This window comes from Pseudodesulfovibrio sediminis, assembly GCF_020886695.1.
GTDB classification, from domain to species: domain Bacteria; phylum Desulfobacterota; class Desulfovibrionia; order Desulfovibrionales; family Desulfovibrionaceae; genus Pseudodesulfovibrio; species Pseudodesulfovibrio sediminis.
On the sequence record NZ_AP024485.1, the window covers coordinates 2,943,379 to 2,965,206 of the forward strand.

19 protein-coding genes and 2 tRNA genes are annotated in these 21,828 nt (G+C 47.4%); 7 read left to right on the forward strand and 14 right to left on the reverse strand.

Annotation, left to right across the window (positions count from 1 at the left end; translation table 11 throughout):
- Positions 1-44: 44 nt before the first annotated feature.
- Genes SRBAKS_RS13995 through SRBAKS_RS14015 form a run of 5 tightly spaced genes read right to left on the reverse strand, consistent with a single transcriptional unit; the run spans position 45 to position 6,070 of the window.
- On the reverse strand, positions 45-1,448 hold the full coding sequence (locus SRBAKS_RS13995; RefSeq protein WP_229591508.1) for a hypothetical protein: 1,404 nt from the start codon (positions 1,446-1,448) through the stop codon (positions 45-47).
- 58 nt (positions 1,449-1,506) lie between these two features.
- Positions 1,507-2,808 (reverse strand): TRAP transporter large permease, encoded by a 1,302-nt coding sequence (locus SRBAKS_RS14000; protein WP_229591509.1) that lies wholly within the window; start codon positions 2,806-2,808, stop codon positions 1,507-1,509.
- The gene (locus tag SRBAKS_RS14005; protein WP_229591510.1) at positions 2,808-3,296 is read right to left on the reverse strand and encodes a TRAP transporter small permease; all 489 of its coding nucleotides are present in this window, start codon (positions 3,294-3,296) and stop codon (positions 2,808-2,810) included. Before SRBAKS_RS14005 ends, SRBAKS_RS14000 begins: the two co-directional genes overlap by 1 nt.
- A gap of 57 nt (positions 3,297-3,353) precedes the next feature.
- Complete coding sequence (locus tag SRBAKS_RS14010; RefSeq protein ID WP_229596981.1) at positions 3,354-4,364, reverse strand: TRAP transporter substrate-binding protein; 1,011 nt, start codon at positions 4,362-4,364, stop codon at positions 3,354-3,356.
- Positions 4,365-4,423: 59 nt separating this feature from the next.
- Complete coding sequence (locus SRBAKS_RS14015; RefSeq protein ID WP_229591511.1) at positions 4,424-6,070, reverse strand: FG-GAP repeat domain-containing protein; 1,647 nt, start codon at positions 6,068-6,070, stop codon at positions 4,424-4,426.
- A gap of 213 nt (positions 6,071-6,283) precedes the next feature.
- On the opposite strand from SRBAKS_RS14015, the gene SRBAKS_RS14020 reads away from it, so the two are divergent.
- The 3 genes from SRBAKS_RS14020 to SRBAKS_RS14030 all read left to right on the forward strand — a co-directional run bounded on the left by SRBAKS_RS14020 (position 6,284) and on the right by SRBAKS_RS14030 (position 7,946).
- Entirely contained in the window at positions 6,284-7,567 is a 1,284-nt protein-coding gene (locus tag SRBAKS_RS14020; RefSeq protein ID WP_229591512.1) for a class I SAM-dependent methyltransferase, read from the forward strand.
- 182 nt (positions 7,568-7,749) lie between these two features.
- A tRNA-Val gene (locus SRBAKS_RS14025) sits at positions 7,750-7,825 on the forward strand.
- 44 nt (positions 7,826-7,869) lie between these two features.
- Positions 7,870-7,946: transfer RNA gene (locus SRBAKS_RS14030), tRNA-Asp, on the forward strand.
- Between the two features lie 16 nt (positions 7,947-7,962).
- On the opposite strand, the gene SRBAKS_RS14035 is transcribed toward SRBAKS_RS14030, so the two are convergent.
- From SRBAKS_RS14035 to SRBAKS_RS14045, 3 genes are all read right to left on the reverse strand, one after another.
- Positions 7,963-9,057 (reverse strand): tyrosine-type recombinase/integrase, encoded by a 1,095-nt coding sequence (locus SRBAKS_RS14035; RefSeq protein ID WP_229591513.1) that lies wholly within the window; start codon positions 9,055-9,057, stop codon positions 7,963-7,965.
- Between the two features lie 155 nt (positions 9,058-9,212).
- Positions 9,213-10,472 (reverse strand): hypothetical protein, encoded by a 1,260-nt coding sequence (locus SRBAKS_RS14040; protein WP_229591514.1) that lies wholly within the window; start codon positions 10,470-10,472, stop codon positions 9,213-9,215.
- 163 nt (positions 10,473-10,635) lie between these two features.
- Positions 10,636-11,487: a hypothetical protein gene (locus SRBAKS_RS14045; protein ID WP_229591515.1), complete on the reverse strand. Its 852-nt coding sequence runs from the start codon at positions 11,485-11,487 to the stop codon at positions 10,636-10,638.
- Between the two features lie 314 nt (positions 11,488-11,801).
- Between SRBAKS_RS14045 and SRBAKS_RS14050 the strand changes: the two genes are divergently transcribed.
- Positions 11,802-12,497 (forward strand): hypothetical protein, encoded by a 696-nt coding sequence (locus SRBAKS_RS14050; RefSeq protein WP_229591516.1) that lies wholly within the window; start codon positions 11,802-11,804, stop codon positions 12,495-12,497.
- A gap of 39 nt (positions 12,498-12,536) precedes the next feature.
- On the opposite strand, the gene qatD is transcribed toward SRBAKS_RS14050, so the two are convergent.
- From qatD to SRBAKS_RS14070, 4 genes are read right to left on the reverse strand one after another with little or no spacing between them, the layout of a single operon-like run.
- Positions 12,537-13,265 (reverse strand): Qat anti-phage system TatD family nuclease QatD, encoded by a 729-nt coding sequence (qatD, locus tag SRBAKS_RS14055; protein WP_283816564.1) that lies wholly within the window; start codon positions 13,263-13,265, stop codon positions 12,537-12,539.
- 9 nt (positions 13,266-13,274) lie between these two features.
- Positions 13,275-14,537, reverse strand: coding sequence for a Qat anti-phage system QueC-like protein QatC (gene qatC, locus SRBAKS_RS14060; protein WP_229591518.1), 1,263 nt, complete (start codon positions 14,535-14,537; stop codon positions 13,275-13,277).
- 1 nt (position 14,538) lies between these two features.
- The gene (locus SRBAKS_RS14065) at positions 14,539-15,288 is read right to left on the reverse strand and encodes a hypothetical protein (protein ID WP_229591519.1); all 750 of its coding nucleotides are present in this window, start codon (positions 15,286-15,288) and stop codon (positions 14,539-14,541) included.
- A 12-nt stretch (positions 15,289-15,300) separates the two neighbouring features.
- Positions 15,301-17,154, reverse strand: a complete 1,854-nt coding sequence (locus SRBAKS_RS14070) for a KAP family P-loop NTPase fold protein (protein ID WP_229591520.1) — start codon at positions 17,152-17,154, stop codon at positions 15,301-15,303.
- A 166-nt stretch (positions 17,155-17,320) separates the two neighbouring features.
- Between SRBAKS_RS14070 and SRBAKS_RS14075 the strand changes: the two genes are divergently transcribed.
- The 3 genes from SRBAKS_RS14075 to SRBAKS_RS14085 all read left to right on the forward strand — a co-directional run bounded on the left by SRBAKS_RS14075 (position 17,321) and on the right by SRBAKS_RS14085 (position 19,940).
- Complete coding sequence (locus SRBAKS_RS14075) at positions 17,321-17,977, forward strand: hypothetical protein (protein ID WP_229591521.1); 657 nt, start codon at positions 17,321-17,323, stop codon at positions 17,975-17,977.
- A 4-nt stretch (positions 17,978-17,981) separates the two neighbouring features.
- Positions 17,982-18,743 carry a hypothetical protein gene (locus SRBAKS_RS14080; protein ID WP_229591522.1) on the forward strand — a complete coding sequence of 254 codons (762 nt, stop codon included), beginning with the start codon at positions 17,982-17,984 and terminating at the stop codon, positions 18,741-18,743.
- Positions 18,744-19,253: 510 nt separating this feature from the next.
- The gene (locus SRBAKS_RS14085) at positions 19,254-19,940 is read left to right on the forward strand and encodes a polymorphic toxin type 44 domain-containing protein (protein ID WP_229591523.1); all 687 of its coding nucleotides are present in this window, start codon (positions 19,254-19,256) and stop codon (positions 19,938-19,940) included.
- Positions 19,941-20,546: 606 nt separating this feature from the next.
- Here SRBAKS_RS14085 and SRBAKS_RS14090 read toward each other — a convergent pair.
- Together SRBAKS_RS14090 and SRBAKS_RS14095 are read right to left on the reverse strand one after the other, a co-directional pair.
- A complete protein-coding gene (locus SRBAKS_RS14090) occupies positions 20,547-20,855 on the reverse strand; it encodes a tyrosine-type recombinase/integrase (protein WP_229591524.1) in 309 nt (102 codons plus the stop codon).
- Positions 20,788-21,702, reverse strand: a complete 915-nt coding sequence (locus SRBAKS_RS14095) for a hypothetical protein (RefSeq protein WP_229591525.1) — start codon at positions 21,700-21,702, stop codon at positions 20,788-20,790. Before SRBAKS_RS14095 ends, SRBAKS_RS14090 begins: the two co-directional genes overlap by 68 nt.
- Between the last annotated feature and the right edge of the window lie 126 nt (positions 21,703-21,828).

Genomic DNA, 21,828 nt, shown 5'->3' on the forward strand with positions numbered 1-21,828 from the left:
GTTCCACAACCTTATTGGCAAGCATATGCAGGGATTGATGAATTTTAGAACATTTTTTTTTGAAGGTCGCTATATGTGTTTAGACCAGCCCTGTAATCACTACTTGTTTTAGGGAGAACGACTGTATACCTGTTGTCATTTTTAAAATTTAATTTGTAGTGTTTACCTTCTTCTGATATGGAAAAAGCCATTCTATCAAGTTCTCCGCGTGTTTTTCCATCAAGCTTTTGGTATTTTTTAAAAGTTTCTTTTAAACGAGCAAGTAATTTCTTTCGGTTCCCATAACAACTGTTGGTACTAAGAATGTCTTCAATAATATCTTTTCTTCTTGTTCCAACTTCACAGCAGTGTATCTGCTTTTCTAATATTTCAAGCAGCATATCTGTCGTCTCTCCTTGGTATTTTTCATCTTCATTCCCCTTGATAAGAGCTGGAGTACCGGGAACTGGGGTGCTCATAGTGTTCGTGTATAATTTTGTATTAAGTTGTTCAATTTCTCTTCTAGCTAGATCTAATTCACTTTTTGTGGCTTCCAACTCCTCGTCAAAGGTATTGATATATTCTTCAAGCTTATTGGAGCCACTTTTTTTTAGATCTGATAGTTTGATTTTTGATTTAATTTCTTGAAGGTGAAACCAAGTACATTTTTTGATTCCGCGTTGAGAGAGAAGAGCCTGTCTAACTACCCGGCAGACATCATTGGCCACTCGATTTGGATTTATGTATTTTCCCCGCTGTACAAAATAGAGTCTATTCGTACCTCCTGGCCAATATATGCCAACAGCGCCATTATATGCATTGATATCGTCAACTTTAACTCTAAGGTTGCGCGAAAACTGAACGCTAGGTTCTACTAACACATGGGCCATGCCTGATAAACGTTCTGCGATTGCATTATATTTTATGTTGTGTTTTCCTGTATTCCGGACGCTTACATAAACGGTTGGCATTACACAACCTAGATTGGCACCCATCGCTTTTTGAGCAATGATTTCGTCCCCCGTCTTTAAGAAGATTGGTTTGTCGCCAACAGGCACATCCCCATCAAATCCAACTCCCATTTCTTTCATAATTAGTTTAACAATATGAGGTTTTTTGCTTTCGTGGTCATCCAACAAGGGGAGTGATGATTCTTTAAAAACTTTAATTGAAACCCAGTATGAAGTTTTGGTTTTATATCCAACTATTTCGGTTACCCAATTAATATCTCCCTCTAGTACGGTATGCCGGATACCACCTATTTCTGTTTGATCGTAGAAGTGCTTTTGGAAATGGAGCGATTCAGAGTTGTTTTCAATATGGCATTCATTTGCCGAACAAAAATGTAAGTCTATAAGCTCATTTATAGTTGAATGTGGACTATTACGCCGCCACGTTTTACCAATTAACAAGAGCTTATCAATGGTCGCGTCAATTGAAACAGGGAAACAGGTATTAAAGGAAAGCATAGTACCTCTGAATAAAAAAGTATTTAATTCTAAAAAATTTAGTATACGCTATTCTATCTTACATCAAGCTTGGCAGGAAGGTGATCAAAGCCGGAAACAGCATCATGATGGCCACGCAGATGACGTAGGAGACCATGAAATAGGTTACGCCCCTGAAGACGTCCGTCATGGGGACGTCCTTGGCCATGGAGGCCACGATAAAGGTGTTGACTCCGACCGGCGGCGTGATGGCGCCCATGGTGGTGACGACCGTGATGAGCACGCCGAACCACAGGGGATCGTAGCCCATGGCCGTGACCACGGGGAAAAAGATCGGGATGGTCACCAGCAGGAGCGCGAGGGCGTCCATGACCATGCCGCCGATGACGTAGATCAGGCAGATGACCATGATGATGGCCAAGGGCGGCACGGGCAGCCCGGCGACCCAACCCGCGGCCTCGAAGGGGAGCCGGGTCACGGCCAGGAAGCGGCCGAACAGGACCGCGCCCAGGACGATGACCATGATCATGCAGGAAATCTTGATGGAGTCATTGATCGCCATGGTGAATTTTTTCCAGCTCATCTTGCCCGAGATGGTGGCGATGAGCAGGGCCAGCGCCGCACCTGCCGCGCCCGCTTCGGTGGGGGTGAACAGACCGAGGAACAATCCTCCCATGACCAGAAAAAAGAGAATGACCATTTCAATGGAGCCGGGCAGGGACTTGAGCTTTTCGACCAGAGTGGTCCTGGGACCGGCCGGACCCCAGTCTGGGTTTTTCTTGCACAGATACCAGATGGTCGCCAGGAAAAGGAGCGTCAGCAGGACGCCGGGAATCATGCCGCCCACGAAGAGTTTGGCAATGGACTGGCTGGTCTGCAATCCGATGATGATCAGGACCACTGATGGCGGAATGACCACGCCGAGGGTCGCTCCTGCGGCCACTGAACCAGTGGACAGGATCGGGTTGTACTTGAATTTCTTCATTTCCGGCAGGGCCACGGTGCTCATGGTGGCGGCGGTGGCCGAGTTGGAACCGCAGATGGCCGCGAATCCGGCGCAGGCCAGGACCGTGGTCATGGCGATGCCGCCTTTGATCTGCCCCATCCAGGCGTAGGCCGACTTGTAGAGGCGTTCATTGACCCCGGAGTAGAAGCATATCTGGCCCATCAGAATGAACAGGGGGATGACGGTCAGGCCGTATTTGGAAAAGACATTCCACATCTCGGTGCCGAGCATGCCTGTGGCCGCGTTCCAGTTGAGGACGTAGGCGAACCCACCGAAGCCGATGATGCCCATGGCAAATCCCACGGGGATGCGTAATAGAAATATCGAGACCAGCAGGAGAAGGGTGCCGACGATTCCGGCAGTGATCGGATCCATTACGCCACCTTCTCAGCGGTCAGTGTTTTAAGGGTATCCACCACCAGCACAAAGGCTAGGGCAAAGCACCCGAAAGCGGCGGCGAACACAAAGGGGTAGTACACGATCTGGAGCGTCTCCGAGACTTCGTTTGTGGTTACCAGAAAGCTCCCCCATTTCCATGTCTCCAGCCCGATCAGGGCGAAGAAGGCACAGGATGCCGCGCTGGTGGCGGCGTCGGCAAGTCGACGGATTGGTGCGGGAAAACGGGAGAGCAGCATGCCCACGGCGATATGCGCCTTTTTGCGTTGGGCAAACGCCAGTGAGAAGGCGGCGACCACCGCTCCCATGAATCCCATGAGTTCAAATGTGCCCTGTACCGGAACCCACACGGCCCGAAGTACCATGTTGGCACAGGCCAGCAGCATCATGGCCACCAAAAAAACGCCGGCCAGGCCAGTGAGGATCTTGGCGAGGATGCCGGAGATCGTGTCCAGTATGTCTATCATGGGAGTCTCGAAAAAACGCCTCCGCCCGGGAAAGGCGGAGGCGTTTCAATGGTTGTGTTATTGAGCGGCTTCGTATTGAGTCTTGAGAGCGAGCATTTCGGCAAGAATGGCGTCGGCATCGAGACCGGCTTTGGTCGCTTCCGCCTTCCACGCCTTGATGCGCGGAGCTGTCTGCTTTTTGATTGTGGCGTGTTCGGCGGCGGTCAGCTCAAAGACTTCCACCTGGTATTTGTCCTTGGACCATGCCAGGGCTTCCTTGGTGTAGGCGTCCAGATACTTGCCGGTCCATTGGGCCTGTTCGCGGCCGAGGTCGTCGAGGACTTTTTGGGTTTCGGCCGGAAGGGAGTCCCACTTGGCCTTGTTCATGATGACGGCAAAGGGATACACCGGCAGGTTGGTGATGGTTTCGTACCGGCACTGTTCCGCAAAGTTCATGTCCTTGAGGACATCGAAGGAGGAAACCAGTCCCTTGACCACGCCTTTCTGCAGTGATTCGGGGGTCTGGGACATGGGCATGCCCACGCCGCGTGCGCCCAGGTTGTCGAGGATCTCCAGGATGGTGCCGGAGGCACGCAGTTCCAGCCCCTTGAGGTCGGCCAGTGTTTTCACCGGAGTCTTGCTCATGACATGCGAAGGCGCCGAGGTGAACATGGTCAGGACCTTGACGTCCTTGAACTCCTCGGGCTGATATTTTTGGAACAGGTCCCACATGACCATGCTGGCCACCTCGGTGGACGTGAAGGCCACGGGCAGGTTGACGACGGACATGAGCGGGAACACGCCGGGGTAGTAGGCAGTGGAGATACAGCCGATGTCTGCCTGTCCGGTCTGGACGCCGCGCAGCATGTTCTTGGCACCCAGCAGCGTGGAGCCGGGGAACGTCTGTACTGCGACCGCGCTGTCGGTCCGTTTTTCGACCTCGGTTTTCCAGTGTTCCATCTGGACGCACGGGAAGGTCGGAGCCGACGGGAAGTTGGCATACGTCAGGGTCGTACCGGCCATGGCTGTTGCAGCCAGCAATCCGGTCAGTACAATGCTGAAGGTCAGCAGGGTCATCAATTTTCGCATCACGCTCTCTCCTTCATGAGTGCAGGTTGTCTCAGGCGGTCACTCTTTGTGTCCGGGTATTACATATTGAGATCGTATGCCAGAACCACGGTCTTGCGGTTGCCGTAGCCGATACCCGCAAAGGTGTTGATCAGCACGACGAGCTGCTTATCACCGTCATTATTCAGGTCGGCCAGGGCAATATCGACCACCTGTCCCTTGATGCGACGGGTCTTCCAGGCCAGGGTCAAGCCGACCTGGTCCCATGCCAGAGAGTGAATCTCTCCCTGGGTGAAGTACTTGTAGCTTTCGAATATCTGAGCCGCGGCAGACAAGTCCTTGTTGACCAGCAGTTCGTATTTATCCGAGGTCAGGGGGGCTGTAATCATGTGGAAGGGGATATTGTAGGTGACTTTGCGTTCTTCCGTCACCCCACCACCCATGCCGGGCATGAGGTCGGCTATGACAATGGCCGTGCCCGAGCTGTTGTATGTCGCATCGGTCTCGTTCAGCCTTTCCATGGTCTGGTTGTACGTCACGAGCTTGTGTGAATCGTTGATGACAACATAGTTGTAGCCCAGCTCCTGAGGCATGTAGATCATGTTATACACGTTGCCAAAGGGCGGGGTGTGTATCTTTTGTCCGAGTTCAACGGTGTCGCCCTTGATGAAGGCTTCATACATTCTTTGATCAAAGAGATGGCGTGTGCCCTTTTTCTGGGCCACGAGTATGGGCATATAGGTCGGAGGGATCCGCAGAACACCGAGGAATTTATTGTACTTCTTGACGATGTATTTGAATTTGCCCCCGTCAAAGGAAAGAATGCTGGAACGGGCTTGGCCGCGAGGGGCCTTGATGGCTTCCTGCTTTTCAATCTGGTACGCACCGATGACGAACTCGGGGAGCCCATCCCTGTTCAGGTCGGCTATTTCCAGGCGCATGTTGCTGGTGTTGGCCGGGAGTTCGAAGGTGGTCAGGTGCTGCAGCTGTCCCTCTTTAAAGCGATAGGCCGAGATGGCGGATTTCTGAAGGATGAAGACTTCGTTTTGTCCATCGGCATCGCCATCGGCAATGGCCATGCTGTAGGAAGAGTAGCGAAGGCTCTGACTTCTCCACCGTCCGGTAGAGCTTGTACCGCCCTCATACCTGAACTGGGGATTGAGTGTTGCTGCGGCAGTGGCATCATTGCCTCCCTGAATGAACGGGGACGCTGTGGGACCTTGTTGAGCGACCGCTTCCGCTTTCTTGGTCTCTACCTGAGTGCCATATCCGGGGCGATTAAAGATGTCTCCCTGAATGATCCTGCTCTGTTCATCCAGCCAGGGTACGATTTCATCGATATCCATCTCCCCTTTCTGAAGCCAGGAGTTGCCGTCCTTTGAAGTCACTTCCAGTTTCAGATGCGCTTTTCTGTTGAGGATGGCGATGTCGCCGTACACAAGGTGGTCCAGATTCAACGCCCTGAGGGAATTGAGGGCGTCGGCCTTGTTGGCAGGGAAGGTGACCTCGGACAGGTTTTGATGGGACTGTTCCACATGGCCTATCCATTCCAGCTTGCTGTTCAGGCTCGATTGAAAGGCTTTTGAATAATAGGAATATTTTTGTGGACCGTTATACTTGAACGGGAGAACCGCAAAACTTCGTGTACCTTGAGCCATGGCTGAAGCAGCCATGATCAGAACCGCCATAAAAACGGTTAAGGCAGTAAAAGTGTGTCGTTTTGCCATGTATGCCTCCAAAAAAGGGTGATGTCATTTCTATAAATAAAAGTATGATGCCGGACTCAGTGGCACGGCAGGTCCTTGTAACAGTTTCCTAGCCGGTATGCAAAGCCTCAAAGTGTTGATTAGCGGACAACAAGCCGGTATTGCTTCGTGTACGCCGTAGCGCTGATCCTCGATGGTCGAGGGCGGTTGCCGGTTGAAGACCAGGGAGATTGTGTGACGCAATTTGGACGAACATTCAGGCTGATTTGCTCCGAAAAAACGACTGTGCTTGTGGAGGGACTCCTTGAAGCGCAGGGGTTTGCCTTTGAACCTGAGCCATTCTACGGTTTTGCCCGCAGGCTGACGCATGAGCCTTTCCCCCTTGGTGAAAGCCTCGCGGCTCGTTTTGGCCTCATTTACATCCAAGATCGTTCCTCCATGTTGCCGCCCTTGACGCTTGATCCCCCTAGAGGGGCCAGCGTTCTGGACATGTGTTCAGCGCCCGGGAGCAAGACCAGCCTGCTTTCGCGACTGGTGGGACGGGACGGGTTCGTGTTTGCTTCGGAGCTGTCAGCAGACAGGCTGAGTACGCTCCGGGCCAACTTGCGCCGCACCAGCTCTGCCAACGCCGTGACCGCCAAGGCCATGGCCCAGGATCTTCCGTTTCCCGAAGAGTCCTGGGATTACATCCAGCTTGACCCTCCATGCAGCGGTTGGGGGACCGTGGACAAGAACCCCAAGGTCATGGAGTTGTGGTCCAGCTCCAAGACCGCGCCTCTGGTCACCTTGCAAAAGACACTCCTGGAAAAGGCCGCCGGACTGCTCCGTTCTGGCGGGGAAGTGCTGTATTCGACCTGCACGACGAATATTGAGGAGAACGAAGAGCAGGTTGCCTGGGCGCTGGATGCGTTCAACCTAGAGCTGGTACCGCTTGTCGAGCCAAAAGGGTTTGTTTTTGGTGCCCCCATGCTTTCGGGGATGGATGGTGTCTTGCGCGTGTCCATCGACTCCGCAGGCCAGGGTTTTTTTCTGGCAAAATTTCGCAAGACAGGAGAACCGAGTGCAATTGACGGCCCGGGTGTGCAAAAAAGGGAGCTGCCGGGCAGGCGGTTGAACCTCGCAAAGATGACCGGCGGCGATCAGATAGACCTGACACGGCTCCCCCCGGGCGAGGCGTATGAGTTTGGAGGCAAGGTCTTTTTTCTGCACGAGAGGGCTCTGGATGGCATACCAGGGACAATCCGCTGGCAGGGGTTTCCCCTTGGCAAGGTGGCGGGCAAAGGAGAGCGGGAGAAATTCAAACCCGGTGTACAGGCCAGAGTTTTGCTGCCGGAAGACCCGGATGATGGACGCTTGGACACATTCAATGTCGAAGACACGTCGATTTTAGAGAAGCTTTTCACAGGGCAGAGTGTCAGTTTCAGGCAGGGAAAAGGGCCGGTTGGACTCTATTATAGAGGCTTGCCTCTGGGGTGGTTGTCCAGAAAAGGGAGTCGTCTTTTGTGGTCTGCCAAATAGTTTATGTATTTCAGCAGATTACGGGTATTAATTTTTTTTGAAAAATCGTTGACAAACCAACGCGGTGTGGGCAGTATGCTCTTCGCTGAACGGAGGAGGGAGCTGGCGCCCCACCACTCGCAAGACCCTTGAAAAATAGGGTTGACAAGTGAAGGCAGTCAAGATAAACACTCCATTCCTACGGGCGCTTAGCTCAGCTGGGAGAGCATCGCCCTTACAAGGCGAGGGTCACAGGTTCGAGCCCTGTAGCGCCCACCAATTTGACATAGAGGGAACGCTTAACGCCCTTTATTATATAGTGCGGAGCCGTAGTTAAGCTGGTTATAACGCCGGCCTGTCACGCCGGAGGCCGCGAGTTCGAGTCTCGTCGGCTCCGCCACTAAAGATCAAGGATCTTAAGCAGTTAGCTTAAGGTCCTTTTTCTTTTGCCAATCGTTTTCCAGTCTGGTGGGCCCGCTGGTGGGCCCGATGTTCAAGCCGCCTTCCAATATTTTCAGGTGGGGCCTGATCGGTTCCATGCCTCGGACGTACCTCTCGGTGGTCGCGAGTTTCTTGTGCCGCAGGATTTGCTGGATAGCGATCATGGGCACATTATTATTTGCAAGTATGGATGCTGTAAGGTGCCTAATGGCATGGCAACCAAAGGGCTTTACCCCTGCGCTCTCACAGAGCTTTTGGGGGAATCCTCGGTTCTCGGTATAAGGTTTGCCCTCACACCGCCCTGAGGACTGTGTGAAGACCCATTCATTGATGGCCTCTTGCCTATGAGCAAGCAGGGTGTTGAAGAGCTCGTCCGTCATGGGGAGCCATTCATATTCCATAGAGCCATCTTGTCTCTTCTTGGTTCCAAGCCGAAGACGCTTCCCGCCAAAGTCAACATCCTTCCATTGAAGTTTATAGAGCTCACCGCGCCTTGCTGCCGTATGCAGAAAGGTCATGAGCATGACTTTGTCTTGGCCTTCAGAATGATCAAGTACCTTTCTGAAGTCCTTTTCAGGTGGAACATATCGGTTTTGTCGTACCTCTGGAAAACGAGGAACTGCCAAGAATGGATTCACAGCAGGGAAGCCTTCAAGGAATTTGATTCCAAAGTTCCAAGCTGCAGCCATATTTTTCCGCTCTTTGTTAACAGAGTATCCGCTACGCTTTTTGAAGAGCTTCTGAAGGTGCTTCAATGCGTCCACTTTGCGGAATGTCTGAACATCTGCATCAGGCTGGACAGCCTTGAGAAGCCGTTTTAATGCACTTTTCTTTTCGCTGTAAGTCTTTGGGCTGTACCTGACTGAATGGTCCAGATAGAGCGTTGCCCACTCAAGAAAGGAGGTCGTGGGGATCGTCGGTTCTGGCGGTAGTGCCGCCTGATCCTTTCGTTCGATTTCCCATCTCTTCGCATCTTCTTTCTTGGTGAACTGTCGTCGTAGTTTCTTGCCGTCTATTTTGACTTGCGCCATCCAAACGGTCTTCCCGTTCTTCTTTTGCTTGTAAGGCATACTGCCTCCTGATCGCTTCGCCTATGAGGTTTTCAAAGAACAGGACACGGCGGCCTAGCTTTACCCCACCGTATCTTGAAGGATGCCGCAATATGGTGGACTCGGCAACCTCGAAAAAAATTGCAGCGTCTTCTGAACTCATTTTCTTTCCAAGATTAGGGAGCGTCATCGTATAACTCCCATGTTAAATCATCTTGAATGGCAAGTGTTAGCTTGTCTGCTGGGAGCCCCAGTTCAAGTCGATCACAATTTTTAACTTGATAATTGAGCTTTCCACGATGGTTTTTCGCCCGTTTGTTGTTCACCTTTTCAATAACTTTTTCATTGGTGATCTTGGTCAGTCTGACAGCTTTCCAGAAGACCTTTGAGAGGTGTTCCAAAGTATAGACATCAAAAAGGGAGGGGCGTCCAAAATCATCATCGGTGGCTGCTAGTGAGGTTGCTATGCCCAAAAGTTGATGGGAAAGTTGGAGTTGTGTCGTCCTGACTGCTTTGGCTCGTATGGCAGGAACGGGGTCACATGTGCCTTGAAATGAGTTTTGGACCATAGACCACCAAGGCAGTGTTTTCCGTTGAGTGTGGTGTTTGCCTGGATTTGATCTGAACTTGAGCCATTTCTTTGTGCAGTATCCCCATAGGGCATCCATAAACCCAATGCCATCAACAAGGTCATCAATGCCTAATTCCTTGATGGCTTCTCGCATGATTTGGAATTCGACTCGTATGACCTTTTTGTTTTCTGGGACTTTATCAATGCGCCAAACCTTATGCATCCAAAGCTTTTTCGATATGGTTTGAATTTCGAGCTCTTTGTCATAAAGGCGAGCAGAAAGTTTGCCCTTTCCTATGGTTACACCGGTCAACATATTGCTTTTGAAGTAGTGATTGATATTTCGAGAACGCGTAACAGTGTGATCAAATAATTCAACACCCCAATAGTGGCTGGGAATGAAGAGGTCCATACAGAGGTCAATTCTATTTGGCTTTATCTTCATGATATGCGCGCTCCACTCTTTGAGAGCTGCCAGACTCACATCAATTGAATTTGGAACTCCACGCCGCCAGAGCGTTTCAGAACGGATTTCCACAATTGCATTTGGTCTTGAATTTGGCCTGAGTTGATTTGAAAACCGAATCGAAAATTCGTTTCCTGAAATAATCCATTTATATCCAGCGCTTCCATTTGGGAGGACATTGAAAAGCAACCGGTCATCCATTTCTGGGATTTCGATGAAGATGGGTTGGGGCATTCCCGTTTTGCGGGCTTGATCTTGGAACATGTCCAAAACTTGGAAAAATAGGTCGTTGGGCCATACGAGATCTAGAGTGAAATAGAGTGAATCCACTCCAGAACATAGTACCTCCGGTTCCAAGGGAAGCCCCGTGTTCACCTTTGAAGGGGGGCTGATAGTCATCAGCCCCCTCTTAGGCTTGTCCTTGCTCCGTTGTTTCGTCTTCGTTTTTGGTTTTGTCATGTGGCAGGAATATGAAATCGGGCAAAAGAGTACCCGGTCGTTTTGGAAATTAAAAATGACCGGGTGCTAGAAGAGATAGTAAAACGCTATTTGAATAGTGATTTTATGTGCGCCGATATTTGAGTAGGCCGCTAAGAGGCTTCTTTCTTTTTGCTAGAGCCTGATAAAAGGCGTCATCTGTCATTTCAGATAAATCCGGGTCGTGCATACCAATCCCAGAGTCCTGTGCATGGGCGTCAAAGAGGGCACGGACGTCTGGGGCGTTTAGGGGCATCCCAAAACTGCGGGACGAGTCGTATACGTATTGTGCCCAAGCTAGTTTGATTTTTACTAGAGGTGTTTCTGATAGGCCTGTTCGAAATGCCGTTCCAATTTTTTCAAGTGTGTCCATTTGTGAATCTAAGGTCCATTCATGAACTCGTTTAGAAATGATTGAATCGAAAAGGACAGAACGGTCTAACCGGATAAGGTCGCAGAGAACTTTTTCATTGCCATGTCTGGCCTTTCTCAGGAGAACACACGGGTAATCTCCATAAAAGACCATGCAGGGGAGCCACACGAGGATATTGAAAGCAACCGCGAGAGGGAAAATATGGTCTTCCATATCTGGTAATTCGAAAGAGTCGGCGTGTGGGGCACTTTCGAGGATGCCATTGATTGAATCTTCTGAAAGTTGTTCTGACTTTCCGTAAAGATTGCCAAGCAGAGAAGTGTCGAAGCTACTAGCGGTTGCTTGAGAGTAATACGCTTCAGATTCATCGGTAAGCTGTCTATGCTTATGGTAGAAGCCTAACCACTTTTTCAGGTTGGGCTTTGTGAATCGAAGCTCTTGTTGTTGAGTGTTCCCTTGAAGGGACTGCATCTCATGGGTGTACTTCCATAAAGAAGCCAACCTGACCAAAAGGTCGGCCTGTGGCTGGGGGCGGTTTCGAGTCCATTCTGAAGTCGCAGACATGCTGATGATCTACAGTGAAGTTTATGGTCTGTAAATCCATCTACTCAGAACAAGGAGTATCTCTTTTGCATTTTAATCGACAATTCATCTTAAGGGCTTTGGTTAGTGAGGAGTTGGTTAAATGTGATTGGCTCGAATACTTGTTTTATGGTGTTTGGACTAGGCGACGTGTTTTTGGTGCTTAAGCGTTTTTCGGAGGTTGCTGATCTTAGCCGTTTTACGCTCTTTACTGGCTTTGCGACTTGTATAGCCTTGTTTTAATTGAAAAATAGTGTATGAGGTGAGCTTCTAATCTTTTAAGCAGGAGACATCTTATGAAGACTTTATTTGCGGTTGTTATGACAGACAATATGGACAAATATCAGCCCGGATTTATGGGGGATGGTTTGTTAGAAAGGACACCTCCTAAAATTAAGCTTTGCTGTGTGCATGATCCATTACAAGAGCAGCTTTGGTATTATGAAGAGGCTGAGGTTGAGACGTTTATCCAAACACTAAAGCAGGCCGATAAAATTTACACAGTTCAGGGAGGCGTCGACGTTGCATCCCTTGTTTATCGATACGGTATGCCGCAAGAGATAATGTGTGAGAGAAACCATTTTGATTTGTTGCAAGTGATTAACAACACCATGGGAAGAAGATTGTCATATCGCGGAATCGGCGAGATTCACTGGAACGCGATTAGATGGATTTACAGAGTGAAAGGTCACCCTTCTGATGTTGATTGGAAGAGAGCATGCCAAGTTGAAGCTGCCCTTGCGTGGGAGTTATGGAATAAGTGGAGTTGTGGCGGGCATGATGAAGTTATGGAGAAAATTGAATTAGCTTTGGGACTTGAAACAGGATTTAAACCTACTTTCTGTTCGAAGTGCGGCGCATGGGGGGAATTCGAAGAACAGGAATGGGATTGTGATGATATGAGTGATGGTGAAATGGGCGATTATTTAGCCGGTTCATTTGGATCGCTGGTTTGTAAAGGGTGTAATCATAGTTTTGATTATGGTTTTTAACTTAGCTCAAGCGCTTTAGGCGCTATGTGCAAGAGTTTACTAAATGTCTAAAATGGCATTGAGGTTTTCAATTATTATTGAATCAGTTGTTGGCAGATTGGTTTGCCAAATATCAGCAATCAATTGAACGGTGTTGCCAATACTTAATGGGGAGGAAGGTTTGTCTTTGTCTAAAATAAAAGGACCATCTGACTCAGTGACAATATGATCTTTTGGAATTGTTTCGAAGACAGATTTTGCCCTTTGAGATTGAAGCATTGCAGCATTTACTGAGAACCAACAACCAAGGTCTATTGCTCGTTTTGCGTCTTTTTTTGAACCTGTAAACCAATGCAATACAACATGTCCGCAGTAGGGGTGCTGCTCAATAAGGTCTAATACTTTTTGAGTGGCTCCTCTACTGTGAACACTTAATACTTTTCCTTCGGACTGTTCGCAGAGTTCTAAGATTCTTGAAAAAACAATTTCCTGTTCAGGGAGATGGTCTTTGAATTCTTTGGAGCCATCTAATCCAACTTCTCCGATATATTTTGTTTCGTCCATCAGTGCTTCAAATAGAGGGAGTTCATTTTTTCTGGAATGCGCAAGCTGCGGATGAAGCCCCAGAGCTGGCTTGATCCTTGGACATTTGCTTACGATTCGACATGTTCCCCTCCACGCCTTGGGTGTAGTCGTCACAGCTAGAACATAGGTTTTAGTCTGGTTGATTTGCTCTACTATCCTTAAAGGGTCCGGATACAAATCTATGTGGCAGTGTAAATCAACCAGAGCGGGCTCCTATGGTATGAAGTTGTCAATCTCTTCGAGTCCTCGTTTAAAAACGTCGACATACGAATTTTGAATAACTTCACTAAAGCGAAGTGGGGCGGAACGCAATACCATTCGTTTTATGTTTGCTTCTCGGCTCTTCGCGATTGCAAATTGAACTGATTTGAGATCGTCAAGTTCAGAGTGGACCGAATAAGCCTGTGTTCGTCTTAAGTCAGGGTGTAAATACTTTGTTTGATCTTCTATTCCTGCTGCTTTGTATGCCGCTCTTCGGATAATACAAGGAATACATTTTCCACATTGGCAGTTTTTCCTCTTCCATTTACCACATGAGACTGAGCGTGCTCCCTCCGCTATCAAGATATTCTGGTCTGAACATTCTGCTAGCATTTCCCCTTTAGTTTTAAATCCGTATGGGTTTTGTATCGAAACAGGGATTCCTGCTTCTTCAATTATTCTTTGTAATGAAGATATGAAAAATGGGTGGGTTGTTTTGGTGCTCAGACTAGCAATTCTTCTTGTTGTTAGTGGTATATTGAGAGAAATGAATCCATTTTCTGGAATGTATAGAGTTCTGTTATTTGCATCTAACCCTGATGCGACAAGTATGCCCATACCAAGAAATAGCATGGATCGAGCTCGCATTGACGTTTCATTGTCTCCGTTCCATCGAGGATGAATGTTTTCAATGAAATGGGATAAGTTAGCAGGGATGACTTTGCTTGCTAGTGCTACCTGCTTTTCGCGATCCTTTGGGTACGCATGACTAACAAGGGCTGGTGACTTGCCGCTTGAAATTAAATCAATGCTACCAATTAAACTATCCAATCCACCAGAGAAGAGGCAGGCACAATCTTCTGTAATAAGTTGTGGTTTCTTTACAGTTGGAACAGGTTCGCCTTCTCCAATTATTGAGATTCTCCATTGGTCACCGCTTAAAAACCGCAGTGTTTGCTCTAAGCTTTCAATTGTCTTTTGCCATGGGGTAGGATCATAGACTGCTACTATCAATTCGATTTCACGAGTCCAGCCTTCGGCAGCAGCATCCCTTTTTACAAAGGTGTCTGCAGCGATTACAGCTAATGATATCGAGAGAAAGTCCCATGCCGTTTGTGTTGGTTGGTAATGCCATTTTTTAACTGCTGGAATAAGGCGGCTTCCTAAACCCGCAGTGTGTTCACTGTTTTGCTGGAATAAGTTAACGCCAATAGTATTGATTTGGCGTGAGCTCTTTTCATTTAATGCAACGTTAGGTGTACAAAAAACTTTCATACTAGTACGCTCCATATGTTTGAAAAACTTCTGTTATGATTTCAGAAATTATTTTTTCGACTGAGCCTGAATCAATTCGATCCAATCCTTCTTCAAGCCTTGGGCCAGCACATACATCAACCGTGCTTTTTACGAATTCTCGTAATTCATTTTCTCTTTGGACAGCATTGTCTGCTCTATTAAATGCATTTTTTGAGTCTGCAATAATGCGATTTGAAACTTCTTCTGAGATAAATTCAGAATAGAGCTGGACGAGCATGTCGGGAGTTAGGTTACTTGGGTCAAAGAACTCATCCTCTTGCAAACAATTGGATAAGGCTTGGTCCAGTCCTAGGCGCAGGAGTTCATCGTCAATTGTTCCGAGTTCAGGACAAACTGCGTCAACGATTATGTCAATGAACCTATCAACACTTATCCCTTCTAAATCTCCTAAGCTTTCGCCTAAGGTTTGGGTTCCGTCTCCGCCGCTAGCAATCTCAGAAAGGAGTGAATGGAGTTTTGCTCCAGTAGTTGGGACCGAGGATAACCTCTGGGCTGCTGTACGGCTTCCCCCATATCCTTTGCGGGTATAACTCCCTAGTGCACTCTTTAAGCTGTTTTGATTTCCTGATTTTCCCCAATTCCCAAGTGCAGTCCTAAAAGGGCCGAATCGGCCAGCCGGTGCTGCTTGCAATGGCGCATCAGGGTCAACCCACGGAGGTAGGAGTGGAGATTTATTATTGGGGCCGGGGTTTGATGATGAAGTTCCCATATTCTACTCCTGTTATTTCTTAAGCTTGAATGGCTTAATTGGATTTTTCTCTGAACATTTCCATTGTGCAGCCATCTCCTTTGCCCAAACTGTCTTGCTAATAAGAGGGAAAGCCCATGAACCTACGGTGGCTGGTGGAAGACCGTTAAGGAACAGGATCAGTTGTTCTCCTAGGTTGGGAGTTGTGTTGGCGAGTACAACTGCTCCATGAAAACCTGGAGGTGGGACATCCCACACCGTGACTTTTCTTAATTCATCAATGAGGAGGCGCATTACTTGATTTTGAAGGTCTCCAGCACATTCATTAATCATTTCTTGCGCTGCTTTTGATGTAACTCTCTTAAGTGAAAGAAGAGCTTTGAATAAGGATCGACCTTGTTTCGTAAGGCCGTTTTCAGTGGAGATAAGTCGGACACTCTCTTTACTAAGGTAAACAGCAGGCCGTATGTCTCTTTCAGATAAGGGGGGGGCTAATTTGAACCATTTTAAAAGAAATGCTCCCGATGTTTTCCATAGTTCCGGGAGCTCATGGGTAAATTCATTGGGATCATCTGTTAGGCTTTCTAAGTGCTTTAGTAGCGCCGGTTGTCCTTTCTCAGATTCTAGAACTGTTTTAGCCAAGAGTTCATAGCTTTTATCAGAGGTGCACCGTTCAAAGACTGCTAGTTTGGTTAATAGGGCTTCGTCCACGGGCATTCCTCTTTTCTCTGCCAGCCGACACCGCATTTTGATTGTGTTGAGAAGCCTTTTTATAATTCGTGGATTCCCAGAAATGTTGGGGGCAGATGTTAATATAGGGGCAAGTCGCTCAGATAAATCTAGGGAGGATTTTAGCTCGTCGGAGTTAATGCTAAATTCTGATATAATTTCAGACGATTCAATTTTTCCTTCGTTCCATGAATTCATTAGTTGCTGGCTAAGGTACGGTCGGACATCGTTAAGGACTTCCCTCCCTGCTACATCTGCAGATATAAAAAGAAGAGAGGTGTATGCTTGAACCTCTTGAACACCGAGTAAGGGGACTCTCATTGGCACTTGGATCAGCTTATCAAGATAGTCAGTTGTATGTTGACTATCAATTCCAACATAATGTCTTTGTACTGATGCTCGTATCATATCTTCATCTGCAGCAATAACAAACGCGGTGCTCTCCAAGAACAGGAAAAGTCTTATTGCTTCAAGTGTTTCTATCGCAACATCGGGGAGGCATCTGTCTAGATTGTCGATAAACACAACAAGCGTTTTATCAAGCCCTTGGAGGACTTCAGCGAAATGTTCTCTAAATGCTACAATTTGTTGTGGAGGTGTGTTTTCATTTCCATTTATGAAACTTTGCGCGAAAGTTGTGCCTTCTTTAGCGGCTTCTTTAGCTTCTTCGAGTGCGGCTTCGGGGGGGGCTTCACTCGAAAGGAGGTTGCCAACAGCATCAACTCCTCTTTTGAAAAAGCCCAAGGGGGGAATGCCTAATGCCAGGCTGGCCCCAATTTCCACAGTTGTACCGATTGCCCTCAAATAGTTGACTCGTTTGAGTAGTCCATTGGCTTTTTCAAGGAGGCTTGCGTCAGACTTTGCTGATTCGATCAGCTTTCGTGCGATAACTTCCATCAATGATGCCCGTGCATCATCATAGTTTTGGAATAGCCATGCATCGAATTCAATTACGATATATTTCGAATCATTTGCCGTCTCTTCTTCGACAATTTCTTTTCTGATGAGCTGAAGCATAGAGGACTTGCCAGCACCCCAGCCGCCAAAAACTCCTAGTGATAGAGGCAGCATGTTTGGGTCCCGGATTATATCTGCTGCAATTTCAGCTGTTTCGGCATAGTTTATGTAGTCGTTGCCAGTATCTTTGTCGGCCCACATTTCATTGTCTCCAAAATTTTGATTTCTATAGCGATGGAGCGTACACACAGAGTGTTTTATAGACAATCTTTTATCTTATTCAGACTAAAGTTGTCTGGAATTGAAGTTGGTCAGGTCGAGGAAGGATGATGAGACAATGAAAGTAAACTATTAAGGAAATAGAGATATGAGTGATGCTCGAGACAAGAAGGTGAAAGGCGGAGTCGTATTACTGAGTGCCTTTAAATCACGAATTGAACACCAATTTAGTGACAATGAGGAATTCATTATTAACACGAAGCGCATGTTCAAAGATGAGTTGGACCAAATTGAAGCTATGGCGGATGGTGCAGATGAAGATACTGCCGAATTGCTTTTCGATGATTATCGTAAAAAGGAGAAAATCTTTCCCGAAATGTTTATGACAGCTTGGATTATTACAACTTTTTCTTACTTCGAACATTGGCTTGATCGACTTGTAATTGTTGTACCTGATTTGCTTGATATGGAATTAGGAAAATGGCCGAAGGTGCAAGGTAAGTTCAATCGTGCAGAGAGACATCTTCAAAGGGATTGTTCATTGAAAATTCAAGGCGATTTATTTGATAAAATGGCATTCTATAAGAGGCTTAGAAACCAGCTTGCTCATGCTGGTCGAATCCTTTCATCCAAGAAGACTCTTGTCCGTGAACTGGAAGCTTATAATGATATTGAATGCCGAGAAAGTCATGGTTCAAAGGTTAAAATTGTAGTCCAAAAACAATTTGCTCGGACAATGAATAATGACTTGAGGGAATTGTTATTGGCAATTGTAGAGAATTCCAAACAGGCAATTAGAGGGTAGATGTGTGGTCGTGCGTTTGAAGAATAGGCAAATAAAAAATGTTAAAACGGAAACAATTTCTAGATATTTTGGCAAGGTGAGGAGATGCTTAGAAGTTAGTGCAGAGGATGTTGTTGCATTTGTAACCCTAACAACAGTTGTTCTATTCGCAGTAAGGCAAATACTAATTATCAATGGGCTGAAGTCGATTGGTATTAGTAAGAGTATGAGATACTTTATCGAGTCAGATAAGGTGATTGTCGATTATTGGAATCTGTTTTCCAGTATAACAATGCTTGCAATGATTGCATCGCTCTTGGTCTGTTTTGTGTTTGGACTGTTGTTCTGTCAGGTCAAAAAAAAATCTAGTTCAATCGAATTTTTCTTCAATAAAAAGGAGAATTTTAAGTATCTCATGGGCGGAATAGCTTGCTTTGTGGTCCTTTTCGCTTGGCAGAAAGCTATTGTTTCTCTCTTGGTGATACTAGCTTCAACATATATGTTCAAAATGAGAGTATTGGTTCGGTATGCAATAATCAACGCTCTAATGATGTTTGCTGTAACTGGATATTTGTCCCCCTCCATTCCCAAAGATGTTGTTGCCGCAAATAAAAATGGGAATGATATTATTCAGCTAACTCTGCAGAGAGGATATGCTCAAAATGCGAGTATTATTGCCTCATCCAGCGACTGGGTTTTGTTTGATATTGAGGGGAGAGAAATCTTAGTTCCTAGCACGAGTATTGTGAAAATCGATCTTGGTGAAGTGTTTGATGTGAAGAAGTAGTTTGTTTTGGTGGGCCCAATGGTGGGCCCTTTAAACGCGTTGGACTACATTGAGGCTACGTTAAGCGACAAAAAGTCCAATAAAAACAGGTGGGGTAAAGTTTTCCGCTTGCCTGTCACGCCGGAGGCCGCGAGTTCGAGTCTCGTCGGCTCCGCCACTAAAGATCAAGGACACCTACCATTTAGGTCGGTGTCCTTTTTCTTTTGTATTGATGCTGAAACGGCATGTGTAAATAAATGTGTAAAAGGCACTAAAAAGTCCCCGAAAACGAGTGTTTTCAGGGGCTTTTTCCTGTTTAAGGGCTCATTTTTAAAACCCTTCAAGGGAAATCTACCGACCAAGGCAAGTATTTTGCCGACCACTCTCTGCGTATGACCGACATAAGGCTGTATTTGGCCGACATCCAGGCGTTCCGTCCTTTTTCTTCCAAAAACCCGTGTTAAGATTTTCGCAACTTTGAACGACGCATTGGGCGTTGTCCTGAAAACCACTCATAAGGAGAATACGGGAATGGCAGAGAAATGGATTCAACACATTGGAGACGATCAACTTGTTTATGGTATGCCCAAGCACATGAGTGCCGTCGCTGGAAGCGGGGAAAGCGCAGTCGGTGGTCGGGCGACCTACTGGCGATATCATCCGAAGCCGCAGGCTTGCGAAAAATGCCAAGCAATGAAGGGACTCTGGTTCGAAAAGAACCCCGGACCAGTTCATCCGAATTGCAAGTGTGAGATCGAAGAGGTTCAGGCAATTAGAGTAACGGGGCGCTCGGACGCAATCACCGTACCCCCCGGAGTCGATCTTGCTGCGAATATTTCCGAAGCGCGTCGGGTTGCCAAGGAATGCGAGGCGAAGGCGCGAAAGATTGTATCCCAATCTGCAGGCCATTACAGTTCCGAGAAAGCAGTCGAGTACTTGACGTTTGGGTTTAAATGCAAGTGGATTTATGACAACTTCGCAGCAGGTATGCGGTATGACTACAAAAAGGATGGGCATCCTGAATATGAAGACTTCGGCAATTATCACTACGGGCTTTACACGAGGGCCATGGGGATCAATGTAACCCTGGCTCAGGCTGCTGCGGGTGCCTGGCAGATAAAACGGGGTACCTCGGATTGGAGCTTTGTTGACACTTGGTTTGATGATCCCAGAGACAACAGGAGGATCCGTGAGGGGCAGCAGTATCCCTTGGATTAGAAGGAAGGGGCTGACAAAGCCCCTTCCTTCCTTTACAAATATCGTTGTTCGATATCGGACGAGTCTTTCAGGCCGCTCACAGTGAATTAATCAAGTCAACCCACTTGAGATGATACATAGGCGCAACATCATACCTTCCGTTCTCCGAAAGAGCATATTTATCTACCTGTTCTGTCAGGGGGTGGTTTCATTTTTGTGGATGATGTTTTTTTTGGTGCTTGCTGGTTGGGACAGGCGTCTTACTCAACCTCCAGTTGAAAATCATTGGTATGGCACCATACTCTGTGGAATTGTCGTAACTTCAAGCATCGTCCTTTATCGCGGTTTTTCTCTTCGTGCGATACGGGGGAAATGGCGAAACATGTTTCTAACTTTTGCCACCCTCAGTGCATTGGCCTGCATAAATCCGATCATCCTTATCTATGAGGTCGGCAGCACCTCATTGTCAGGGCTCCTGAGCTATGGATTCCCATTGATATTCAACACATTGATTCTGTTAGTTGTGTTTTCCAAGCGTGCCTACTCTTCTCTTTTTGAGAACCCTGCATAAGCCCCTTTCATCAATACAAAAGCCCCCGACGGCATATGCTGTCGGGGGCTTCAGGTTTACTTGCCGAACACTTTTTCCAGGGCGTTTTCTGTTATGCCTAGTCGATGAATGTACTGGGTCGTGGTCATTGAGTTTTTGTGCCGTAGGATGGCCTGGATGGTGGGTATGTCCACTCCCTCCTGGGCCAGCATGGACGCTGTGAGGTGCCGAATGCCGTGATAGTTGAACCGTGGCACTCCCGCCTTGTCGCACACGCGAGGTATCAACTTCTGCCGTTCGGCGTATGGGGTGCCGTCGTCATGGCAGAAGACGTATTCGCCACGTTTTGACTTGGCATGGTCGGCCAGGGCGTCCAAAATCATCATCGGTGGCTGCTAGTGAGGTTGCTATGCCCAAAAGTTGATGGGAAAGTTGGAGTTGTGTCGTCCTGACTGCTTTGGCTCGTATGGCAGGAACGGGGTCACATGTGCCTTGAAATGAGTTTTGGACCATAGACCACCAAGGCAGTGTTTTCCGTTGAGTGTGGTGCTTGCCTGGATTTGATCTGAACTTGAGCCATTTCTTTGTGCAGTATCCCCATAGGGCATCCATAAACCCAATACCATCAACAAGGTCATCAATGCCTAATTCCTTGATGGCTTCTCGCATGATTTGGAATTCGACTCGTATTACCTTCTTGTTCTCTGGGACTTTTTCAATACGCCAAACCTTATGCATCCAAAGCTTCTTCGATATGGTTTGAATTTCGAGCTCTTTGTCATAGAGGCGAGCAGAGAGTTTCCCCTTTCCTATGGTTACACCGGTCAACATATTACTTTTGAAATAGTGATTGATATTTCGAGAGCGCGTAACAGTGTGATCAAATAATTCAACGCCCCAATAGTGGCTGGGAATGAAGAGGTCCATGCAGGGGTCAATTCTATTTGGCTTTATCTTCATGATATGTGCGCTCCACTCTTTGAGAGCTGCCAAACTCACATCAATTGAATTTGGAACTCCACGCCGCCAGAGCGTTTCAGATCGGATTTCTACAATTGCATTTGGTCTGAGTTGATTTGAAAACCGAATCGAAAATTCGTTTCCTGAAATAATCCATTTATATCCAGCGCTTCCATTTGGGAGGACATTGAAAAGCAACCGGTCATCCATTTCAGGGATTTCGATGAAGATGGGTTGGGGCATTCCCGTTTTGCGGGCTTGATCTTGGAACATGTCCAAAACTTGGAAAAATAGGTCGTTGGGCCATACGAGATCTAGAGTGAAATAGAGTGAATCCACTCCAGAACATAGTACCTCCGGTTCCAAGGGAAGCCCCGTGTTCACCTTTGAAGGGGGGGC